The following is a 10,747-nucleotide window of genomic DNA, read 5'->3' as shown; positions in this document are numbered from 1 at the left end:
TGACTCACAATGAACATCCTCTCTTACGGACACAAAATCCGCACTAATCGGGTGTCCACTAAACGAGGGTAACCTCACGAACGGTAGTCTAGCTAGACAGTAGTTGCGGATTGAACGGTTTGGCATTCAGCAGGGGCATCTGTCATGGGGTCTTACAAAATAGGAAAAATTCAGAATACGAAGACAATAGACAAGTCGTTTATTCAGCGGCTGTTGAGCCTGGTTCGCGCATTAACGGTGGCTGCAGCGTGATGTGCGGCCCAAATGTTCCCAGCCCTTGAACATGTCCCGAATCATTCAGGTTTTACGAAAGAAGGCCGAAGGCAGAGGCCAAGCAGAGCAGATTCAAGAATTGCTCAAAACTTCAGCTTTAGTTTTCCGCCTAAGTAGATAGTGCCGCTTGGCACAAACCGGTTCGATGGCCTCATTGTTTCTTCACCGCAAGATTTAACAACAGATCAGCGCCCCAGCCCCTCCACTCAACTGTGAAGGTCTGGGGCGCTGGTGCGTGGAAGGCTTAAATAGCCTTCTCGCCACGCTCGCCGGTACGGACGCGGATGACGTCTTCGACGGGGGCTATCCAAATCTTGCCGTCACCGATTTCGCCGGTGCAGGCGGCATCGACGATGGCATCGACAATCGCTTCGGCGTCATCGTCTGCCACGATGAGCTCGATTTTGGCCTTGGGGACAAAGGAGGTGGCGAATTGGGCGCCGCGGTAGATTTCCTTGTTGCCGCGTTGCTGGCCAAAGCCTTCGATTTCGGTCACTGTCATACCCGGTGAGCCGAGCTTTTGTAGTGCTTGCTGGATATCATCAAGCGTAAAGGGCTTGACCACGGCTGTTACGAGTTTCATTGTTACTCCTAGGTATCGCTGGGCGTTTAGTTGCGGCTGGTGGTACCGCGCATGGCACGGCCGCCAATGTCGTAGCCAGTCTCACGGTGGCCACCAAAGTCAATGCCGTCGGTTTCAATCTGGTCGGTCACGCGCCAGCCGATGGTCGCCTTCAAAATCACCGCAATGATGGCAGTAATGACTGCGGCGAAGACCACGGCGATCGCTGCGATGAGAATCTGTACGATGAGCAGCTTCCAACCTTCTACGCCGCCGCCGGTAAAGATGCCGCGCTCATTGGCAAAGAACGCAACTGCCACGGTGCCCCACAGGCCGGCGACTAGGTGGACGCCCACGACGTCGAGGGAGTCATCAAAGCCGAAGCGGAACTTCAGGCCCACGCCCAAACAACCCAGCATGCCGCCGAGGGCACCCATGATGAGGGAGGTGACCGGGTTCAGGTCGCCCGCAGCCGGGGTAATGGTGACAAGTCCTGCAACCACACCGGAGGCAGCGCCCAGGGAGGTGCAGTAGTTATCGCGCACCTTTTCCACGAGCAACCAGCCCAGGATTGCGGCAGCCGTTGCGGCGGTGGTGTTGACCCAGGCCAGGCCGGCGAGGCCATCGGCTGCGAAGGCGGAACCGCCGTTGAAGCCGAACCAACCGAACCACAGCAGGCCGGCACCGAGCATGACCATGGGCAGGTTGTGGGGGCGCTGCACGCTCTTCGGGAAGCCTTGGCGCTTGCCCACGACAATCGCCAGAACCAGTGCGGCCGTACCGGCGGAAATGTGGACGACGGTACCACCGGCAAAGTCGATGGGGGCCACAAGCGCTTCCCCACCTTCGCTGCCGAAGATCCAGCTGGTGACGCTGCTTTCGCCCTCACCGAGGATGCCGCCGCCCCAGACCATGTGGGCCAGCGGGAAGTAGACAAAGGTTGCCCACAGGCCGCTGAAAAGCATCCAGGTCCCGAACTTCACACGGCCGGCGAGTGCACCGGAGATAATCGCGGTGGAAATAACGGCGAAGGTGAGCTGAAAGCCGATATCGATGATATTGGCGTAGCCTTCCGCACCTTCGAGGTATTCACCATTGGCATCAAAGATGGAATCCTTGAGTCCGAAGAACTCGAAGGGGTTGGCAACGATGCCGCCCCAGGACTCCGTGCCGTAGCTCATTGACCAGCCCCAGAGGATGTAAATGATGCTGACTACCGCTAGTGAGCCGAAGGACATCAACATCATGTTGAGCACACCGCGGCGCTCTGTCATGCCTCCGTAAAAAAGTGCGAGGGCTGGGGTCATGAGCAACACGAGAGCCGCGCTCATGAGCATCCAGCTCGCATTGCCTGCAATCACCGAATCCATTATTTCTCCTTGTAGGGTTCCTTCATTGCTTTTCATAACGGTAGTACTACAGGTATATAAATATCTATTGCTCTATAGATTAATCCCCCATGTGGGGCTACCTTAAGCTTGTCACCTCCTGGTTTCCCGCTTTACAGCGTTAAAAGCCGTCCCCTCGCGCAAGGCGGTCCGGCCCACCGAAACACCTGCCCAGAAGCTCAAAGAATTTACTGTGCGTTCATATCGATCCCAAGTTGCCTTAACTTCGGTGCAGTTAGATTGACGTTCCTGATCACTACTCTCTCTGGAGGAACTTCCCCAATGAAGCCAAAACACTCTTCTCTCGCTGCCCTAGCCCTTGCTTCAACCGTTCTTCTTAGTTCGTGCGGTGAGCCTGCGACCGACGATGAAGATACGAAGGCCGCAAGCGATTCAACCTCTATTACCGTCTATACGTCTGAGCCGGAAGAAAAGGTCGATGAAATCAATGCGGCCTTCAATGAAGAAAACCCCGATATCGAGGTCAAGGTGTACCGCGCCGGTACCGGCGATTTGAACGCGCGCATTTCTTCGGAGAAGCAATCTGGCGATATCGAGGCAGACGTTTTCTGGGCGGCCGATGCACCTACCTTTGAAAATTACGCCGAGGATGGCGATCTCATCGAGCTTGCCGATGTCGATTCCGACGACATCATCGATGAGGCCAAAGACGACGAGAGTTTTTATGTCGGCACGCGCATTATCCCTACGGTCATTGCTTATAACACCGACGAAATCGCAGAAGGCGATGCCCCGACCTCGTGGGCGGATCTCACCGATCCGAAGTACAAGGACAAACTCGTCATGCCTAACCCGGCGGTCTCTGGTGCGGCAGCATTTAATGCCTCAGCATGGAAGAACAATCCAGACCTCGGTGAAGCATGGATCGAAGACTTGGGCAAGAATTCCCCGATGATCGCAGAGTCCAATGGTCCTACTTCCCAAGAAATCGCCTCCGGCTCCAGGCCCGTGGGCGTGGTCGTCGATTACTTAGTCCGCGACCTAGCGGATAAGGGATCCCCAGTTGCCCTCGCCTACCCTAGCGAGGGATCACCGTATATTTCTGAGCCCGCGGGCGTATTCAAAGACTCCAAGGAACAAGAAGCAGCACAGAAGTACATCAACTTCCTGCTTTCGAAGAAGGCTCAAGAAATCGCCGTCGAGCAGTCGTACCTCCCAGTACGTGAGGACGTGGGAACTCCAGCGGACACCCCTGAACTCGCAGACATTGAGCTCATGGACCAGGACCTGGAGAAAATCACCAAGGATAAAGACGCCGCCGTCGAGGTATTCCAAAAGGCAGTGTCTTCCTAGTTCTAGATGGCTCGTTTGTTGAAAAATCCCTCCGTATCCGCGCTGCGCGTTGGCGTGTGGCTCATTGCCATTGGCCTGTTCATCGCACCTTTATCCCTTGTTGTCTCCCTTGCACTGGGCGGGAACCAAATCCCCGTCTTGCTAGAGCAAGGGCTCGGTATTGCTACATGGAATTCGCTTTTCACCACGGCGCTTTCGGCGCTCGCCGCCGTTATTATCGGCACCGTTATTGCCATCGCGTTAGACCGCACGGATATCTACGGCTCATCGGTTCTGCGCCTATTCCTGCTCTCGCCACTCTTAGTTCCGCCATTTATCGGAGCGATCGCCTGGATTCAACTCTTCGGCCCGAATCAGGGGTTGAATAAGCTCTTTGGGTTCGAGATATGGAATATCTACGGCGCCGACGGGGTCATTGCGCTGATGACCATCCATTCTTTTCCCACGGCATACGTCATCATTTCTTCGAGCCTGCGCTCCATCTCCCCCGATTTTGAGCTAGCCGCCCGGGTATCTGGCGCTTCCGTGATGACAGTTCTGCGCACTGTCACCCTTCCGCTCTTGCGCCCCGCGCTATTATCCGCGTTTACCCTCACGGCAATTGCTAATCTGGCGGATTTCGGGATTCCCGCCATCATCGGCTCGCCGGCTCGGTTCGAAACGCTCGCGACGATGATTTACCGGTTCATTGATTCCGGCACCGTATCCAACCCCTTACAGGTGGTCTCGACCATCGGCGTCGTCCTCCTATTTTTGGGAATCGGCGCAGTCATCATGGACTACCTCACCTCCCTGAAAAACTCGTCTTCTACCCATGAATCCGGAAGCCCGGCGCGCTTTGCGCTGCATTCAGCGCGCTGGCCGGTCACGATCATCATGTGGGTGTGTGGACTCGCCATTTCCATCGGCCCAATCCTTGGTTTGGCCTACCGCGCATTGCTGCCGGCTCCTGGGGTTCCGTTTACCTTAGAAACCATCTCGCTGGCGAACTTTAGCAGTGCTTTATCCAACCCGCGCGTCATCGCTGGGCTCAGCAATTCCGCATTTCTATCAATAACCGCCGCGATCATCTGCGGGATTCTTGGCTGGGTCATCGGAATTTTAGTGACCCGGACCCGGGCGCGGGGAAATACACTCTTAACTCTTTCTGCGCTGCTACCGAGCGCGCTGCCTGGGCTCATCATCGGCGTCGCCTGGCTGATTGCCGGGCGCTATACCGGGTTATATAACACCATTTGGATAATCCTTATCGCCTACGTCTGCGCTTTTACCGCACTCGTTGTCCAGTCCGTGCGTGCCCCGTTAATAAGCACCCCAGTCACCGTGGAAGAAGCAGCGCGCATTTCTGGTGCCACGCCGCTTAAGGCGCTATTTAGCACCACCGGCGCAATGACCATTCCGGCGGCGATCTCGGGTGCGGTGCTCGTCGCGGTGACCGCGATTCGAGAACTTACTATTTCCGTACTCCTCGTCGCACCCGGGACCACAACACTGGGTGTCCAAGTCTTCAACCTGCAACAGGCAGGAAATTACAACCAGGCATCGGCACTCGCCCTGCTCTTTGCACTGCTTGGCATCATTGCCCTTGCACTGACTATCCGTGCTCCAAAGGTAAGGACTTAATAATGGCGAAAATTGCAGCTTCCCACCTCACGGTCACTTTTCCGGACGGAACCACCGGACTGCGCGATATCAACCTCTCCATCGAGCCTGGGGAACTCATTGCACTCGTTGGCCCCTCAGGCTCCGGTAAAACCACGCTCCTGCGCACCATCGCTGGCTTTATTTCCCCTTCATCGGGTGAGCTTTACATAGATGGTCGGCAGATGACTGCCATTCCTCCCGAGAAACGCGGCATTGGCATGGTATTCCAACAGCACGCAATATGGCCGCACATGTCCGTTAAAGACAATGTTAGCTACCCGTTGCGCCAGGCGAAAGTAGCAAAGGCCGAGCGCGAAGAGCGCATTTCTGAGACTTTAGCTCTCGTGGGCCTGCCGGGATTCGAGGACCGTACTCCGGACAGCCTTTCTGGCGGGCAGCGCCAGCGCGTTGCCCTGGCCCGGGCGATCGTCGCTAACCCTAAGGTCTTATTGCTGGATGAGGCTCTTTCGGCCCTCGATGAACCATTGCGCGATAATTTGCGCCGAGAGCTGGTAGCCCTGACGCAAAAGCAACGCCTAACCACGATGCACGTCACCCACGATCGCGCCGAGGCGCTGGCAATAGCAGATAGAGTCGTGGTTCTAGACGGCGGCGAAATCCAGCAGATTGCTACCCCGCAACAGCTACTGGAAGATCCCGCTAGCCCGGTGGTCGCGGGATTTATTGCGGATGCCACGATTGTCCAGACCACTATTTCAGGAGGCCGCGTCGAGTGCCCCGCCCTTGGGATCTCTTGGCCATTGAGTGAAGTAACCGTGCGGGACGAAGGCACTAAGGCCGCCATCTTGCCACACCACGCAACAATCGTGGAGGAAAACCATCCAGGCGCCACGGTTGCGGCGGTAGTTGACTCCGCCATTTTCGAAGCCGGGCACTACTCCGTTACCGCCTCCCACGAATCTGGGGTCACGTTCCGCACTACTGCAGTTAATAAACCAGAGCTTGGACAATCGGTGCGTATTCGCTTCTCGCCGCCCCTGATTTATTAATTCACCGCATCGCGCAAACTTTGGCCAGTTCAGCGCTTGCACTGCACCACCATTTACCGCAACGGTTGCACCCGCTTTCGGGCGGGCCTAATATGCTTCCACGCTGGACTTTAAGTTTTCCACTATCGGACTTTCAGCCCACTCATTTCAATTAAGTACCACCTGCAAGGAACGCGTATATGTCCGACTCCGCATCCCCGTCCTCCACTCCCGTGGAAGAACAGTCATCCCTTTCGCTGGAACACCAGGCAGAGCAGATGCCTGCTGAGGTATCCAAAAAGCGCCGCTTTAGCGATGGCTGGAAGCTCTTTGTATGCATTGCCATCGTGCTCATCGGCGGGTTGGGCTCATCGCTGGTGCAAACCGATGGCGGCAATGTTCAGGTCACCGATCTAAAGATCGCCGGCAAGCACGGCGCTACGGTCACCGCAGATCTCTTCCGCCCGAAGGACGCGACGCCGGAGAATAAAGCGCCCATGGTCATCGTCTCACCCGGTTTCCAGCGCACCAAGGAAACCCAGGTCTCCAACTCGCTGGAATTGGCCCGGCGCGGCTTTGTCACCCTGGTAGTTGACCCATATAACCAGGGCGAATCGAGCTCGCAGCACCCGGATGATAGTGATTCCGCCATCGTGACCGCCATTGATTACGTCACAGACCACCTGGATACGTTCAATTACGTCGATGAGGATCGAATCGGCATTACCGGCCACTCCGCCGGTGGTACCGCAGTGCGCACCGCGGCCAATAAATACGGCAAGAAGGTCGATGATGCGCTCAAAGCCGCCAAGGATCCGGATAGCGAAGGCGGCACCACCATCACGGATGGCGAGCGCAAGCGCGCCGAGGATCTGGATAAGATCTCCGCAGTCTTTATCTCCGGCTGGCTCAAGAACTTAAACGATAAAAAGTTCGCCCACGTGCACTCCAATATGGCGCTGGGCTATGCCCGCTACGATGAGGGCGGTTACCGCAATATCAATGGCGATGGTGATCTGCGCGATGCGCCGGAGGCCCTGTCCATGGTCAATTCTGGGCTCAAGAAACAAGACCAGGTGGACCGCATTGAAATTGGCCATGGGTACGGGGACATCGACAAGGGCACCTACCGCATTGCCTATAACGATGAAACGCTGCACCCGCTGCAGCCGCTTACACCCAGTGCCATCGGCAGTATCCTCGAGTTCTTCGATGACACCCTGGATGCCCCAGTGAAGATGGATTCCGGAAATCAGACGTGGTGGCTCAAGGAGGTCTTTAACCTCCTGTCCCTCATCGGCGGCATTGCCATGCTCTTCCCGCTGACCCGCATGCTATTGCGCACCCGCTACTTCGCACCAGTGGCGCAGGCGCTTCCAACGGTACCGAAGCGCCCACGGGGCAAAGAGGCCGCTAAGTTCTGGGCGTTCTTCGTGCTCACGGCGGCCATCGCGTTCTTCACGTTCATGCCGCTGGCAAACCTATCGCAAGATGTCTTTTACGATGCCGCGAATAAGGTCAGCACCTGGTTCTTCCCGGCGCGCATGGTCAACTCGGTGGTCGTGTGGGCCATCGTCAACGGCATCGTCGGGCTTATCTTGTTCTATATCACCCGGGATAAGTCCACCTACGCCCGTGGCGAGCGCGCCCGTTCCTGGGGCATCACGATGAGCTGGCGCACCTTTGGGCGCACGCTACTGCTGGCCTTCATCTTGCTCTTCGTGTATTTCTCCGTGCTATCCATTGTGTATCTCGCTTTCCACAATGATTACCGCTTCTTGGTCGTAGCCTCCCGCCCGCTAACACTGCGCTGGTTCCTTGTGGCTCTCATGTACGTGCCGGCGATGTTCATCTTCTACCTGGCCAACTCCATTCGCGCCGGTGTGGGCACGCGCTATAGCGATACGCCCAAGTGGCAGACCTACCTCATTGCGGCGCTGGCCAACTCCGTCGGCTTGGCGATGATCTTCGTTATCCAATATTCCGTCTTCGCCGCCACCGGCACGGTGCACTGGACCGATGACTGGCTGTATGTCAATATGCTGCAGTCCATCTTGCCCATGATGATCCTGCTGCCCATCTTGAACAAGATGTTTTATGCCAATACCGGCCGCGTATGGCTTGGGCCCCTGGTTATCGCGCCCATCTTTATCACCATGTCCCTAGGCGGCAGCGTGGCCTATATCCCGAGCCTCGCTTAAGCTCTAAGCCATGAGTGAAATCACCAAGCAGTATTCCGTTGACCTTAACCGCGTAGGAAATTCGGTGTACCGGGCCACCAATGCGGATGGGGCCAGCATCGAATTTGGCCGCGGGGAGGGCCTGTTGTCGCCGGTAGAACTCCTGCTGGCCGCCGTCGCGGGGTGCACCGCGGTGGATGTGGATGTCGTGACCTCCCGGCGCACCGAGCCGGAGTCTTTCCAGGTGCGCGCAGAGGGCGACCGCGTGGATGAGGATGGCGCTTCGCGGCTTTCCGATGTCCGCGTCGCCTTCGACCTCGCCTTCCCCTCCACCCCGGATGGCGATAAGGCCCGCGCGCTCGTGGATAACCTCATCCGCATCTCCCACGAGAAGGACTGCACGGTATCGCGCACCGTGGAACACGCCACGAACGTGGAATTTAGCAACGAGTCAAAATAAAAAACGACTTGCCCACCGTCTCCTGCTATGGTGCATTTGTTAACTATTGTGACTAATGCGATCACTGCAGGAGCTTTTCATGTCACCGTCTCTGTCTCGTCGCGGCCTCTTGAAGGCAAGCGCCCTTGCCCTTACCGCCGGCGCCATTGGTGCGGCCGCACCCTCTGCCGCCGCCCTCGGCCCGGTGCGCGGGACCATTATCGATTTTTCCTCTGGCATCCCCTCCCCCGCCGCCATCAAGCGTGCGGGCCATATCGGTGCCATTCGCTACGTTTCCAATAAGCGCCCCGGCGCGGCCTGGATGACCGGCAAGCCGGTCACACTCCAAGAGACTGCCGCCAATGCCGCGGCCGGCCTGCCCACAGCCTCGGTCTATCAATTCGGCCGCGCCGAAACCGCCGATTGGAAGCAGGGCGCGGCGGGCGCCGCCATCCACGCCCCGCAGGCCATTTCGCTGCACAAGGCCGCCGGTGGACCCACGCACCGCCCCATTTATATCGCCATCGACGATAACCCCACCCGCGAGCACTACACCCAGTTCATCCGGCCGTACCTGCAGGCATTTTCCAAGGCCCTGTCCGTGGCCGGCTACCAGACCGGCGTCTACGGCAACTACAACACCATCGAGTGGGCCAGCCGCGATGGGATTGGCACCTTCTACTGGATGCACGATTGGGGTTCCAACGGGAAAATCCACCCCAAGACCACCATTCACCAGCTGCCGCAGTCGCGCCAGCAGACCATCGAGAACGTCATCGTCGATGTCAACGAGGTCTACGCCAGCGACTGGGGCCAATGGACGCCCGGTTCCAAGCAGCCAGGCATCCAGGATCTCAGCTCCACCCTGGACAAGGCCATCCCGAATATGCCGGAGCTGCCGCAGCTCAACGCGGATGGGGTGAGCTTTAAGGGGTCATCGCTAAGCAACGAGCAAATTCGCGGGCTTGCCGATGCCGCCCAGGACATCGCCAAGGCCATTAAGTAGGCCTATTTCCCCTTGGGCTCGGAGGACTTCATTTCGTCCTTTTTGTCCTTGTCCTTCTTCTCGCTCGAGGTCGGCTTCTCCGAGGTTGTCTCGATGGGCGGGACGTCCTCGCCGTCCTTGTACTTCAGAAACCGCTCGGTGGCCTTGCCCAGGTTCTCACCATTGATCTCACTCTTGACGTAGTCCGTGAGGTCATCGGCAGAGCCATTAATGGAGGCCGCGGCGACGAAGTTTTTGCCAAAGGACACCGAGGAATTGATGGACTTATCGTTGGACCAGCCCCACTTGCTGCCCACGACATTAGAAAGCTTCGCGGTGCCATAATCCTGGTCATAACCATCTTCTGAAACGGGATCCGCGTGCGCCATCGCCACGAGCACGGGATGGGTTTCATCGCGCTTGATGAGCTGCGAGATGAAGCTGGCGACGTCATAGGTGGAGGTTTCCGAATAGCCCCAGGTCTCGCCCGCCTTGGTGGATTCCAGATCGTATTCCTTGGCAATCTTATCGATGGAATCCGGGTACTTCTTAAACAGCTCCTCGGCGCTCTTATCAGAAGAGCTGGCGATCATGCCGAGCGCCTCATATTTATCTTCGTACTCACCCTGTTCAATGACGTAGGTAGCGATATAGAGCTTAATGAGGCTAAGTGCCGGGCGGGGATCGTGTTCTGCCGCAGAGCCCATATACATGCCATCGTGCAGGCGAATATAGCTAATGGAATGGTCCTCATCCCCCTTGAGGAACTCATTGATGCGCGGGGGCACCTTTGCCGCCCTATGCGCGGTAATCGTGGTGTCTTCGGCTTTGGCGGTGCTATCTCGCTCGCTATTGCTGCACCCAGCAACCGTAGAGCAGGCAAGCATGCACACGGCAAGGGCGGCACCAGCCTTTACTGATGCCGCCGCGTTGAGAGAGGACGGATTAAACACGTCGAACCATATTACCGGTA

At 57.3% G+C, this 10,747-nt stretch carries 9 protein-coding genes; 6 read left to right on the top strand and 3 right to left on the bottom strand.

Features of this window, described 5'->3' with window-relative positions:
• Nucleotides 1-517 precede the first annotated feature (517 nt).
• Nucleotides 518-856: a P-II family nitrogen regulator gene (locus tag ABRP86_RS10000; protein ID WP_023025886.1), complete on the bottom strand. Its 339-nt coding sequence runs from the start codon at nucleotides 854-856 to the stop codon at nucleotides 518-520.
• Nucleotides 857-882: 26 nt separating this feature from the next.
• Entirely contained in the window at nucleotides 883-2,205 is a 1,323-nt protein-coding gene (locus ABRP86_RS09995; RefSeq protein ID WP_349864078.1) for an ammonium transporter, read from the bottom strand.
• A 300-nt stretch (nucleotides 2,206-2,505) separates the two neighbouring features.
• On the opposite strand from ABRP86_RS09995, the gene ABRP86_RS09990 reads away from it, so the two are divergent.
• From ABRP86_RS09990 to ABRP86_RS09965, 6 genes are all read left to right on the top strand, one after another.
• Entirely contained in the window at nucleotides 2,506-3,537 is a 1,032-nt protein-coding gene (locus ABRP86_RS09990) for an ABC transporter substrate-binding protein (protein WP_349864077.1), read from the top strand.
• Nucleotides 3,538-3,543: 6 nt separating this feature from the next.
• The gene (locus tag ABRP86_RS09985) at nucleotides 3,544-5,160 is read left to right on the top strand and encodes an ABC transporter permease (protein ID WP_349864074.1); all 1,617 of its coding nucleotides are present in this window, start codon (nucleotides 3,544-3,546) and stop codon (nucleotides 5,158-5,160) included.
• Nucleotides 5,161-5,162: 2 nt separating this feature from the next.
• Nucleotides 5,163-6,191: an ABC transporter ATP-binding protein gene (locus tag ABRP86_RS09980; protein WP_349864071.1), complete on the top strand. Its 1,029-nt coding sequence runs from the start codon at nucleotides 5,163-5,165 to the stop codon at nucleotides 6,189-6,191.
• A gap of 179 nt (nucleotides 6,192-6,370) precedes the next feature.
• Nucleotides 6,371-8,371: a poly(ethylene terephthalate) hydrolase family protein gene (locus ABRP86_RS09975; protein WP_349864068.1), complete on the top strand. Its 2,001-nt coding sequence runs from the start codon at nucleotides 6,371-6,373 to the stop codon at nucleotides 8,369-8,371.
• A gap of 10 nt (nucleotides 8,372-8,381) precedes the next feature.
• The gene (locus tag ABRP86_RS09970) at nucleotides 8,382-8,810 is read left to right on the top strand and encodes an OsmC family protein (protein WP_349864065.1); all 429 of its coding nucleotides are present in this window, start codon (nucleotides 8,382-8,384) and stop codon (nucleotides 8,808-8,810) included.
• Nucleotides 8,811-8,889: 79 nt separating this feature from the next.
• Entirely contained in the window at nucleotides 8,890-9,795 is a 906-nt protein-coding gene (locus ABRP86_RS09965; protein ID WP_349864080.1) for a DUF1906 domain-containing protein, read from the top strand.
• A 2-nt stretch (nucleotides 9,796-9,797) separates the two neighbouring features.
• Here ABRP86_RS09965 and ABRP86_RS09960 read toward each other — a convergent pair whose 3' ends face one another.
• Complete coding sequence (locus ABRP86_RS09960) at nucleotides 9,798-10,727, bottom strand: hypothetical protein (protein ID WP_349864063.1); 930 nt, start codon at nucleotides 10,725-10,727, stop codon at nucleotides 9,798-9,800.
• Nucleotides 10,728-10,747 lie beyond the last annotated feature (20 nt).

The organism is Corynebacterium sp. KPL3927, from assembly GCF_040225835.1.
Taxonomy (GTDB): domain Bacteria; phylum Actinomycetota; class Actinomycetes; order Mycobacteriales; family Mycobacteriaceae; genus Corynebacterium.
Note: the sequence above shows the minus strand (reverse complement) of the source record. Positions and strands in the feature narration are given on the sequence as shown.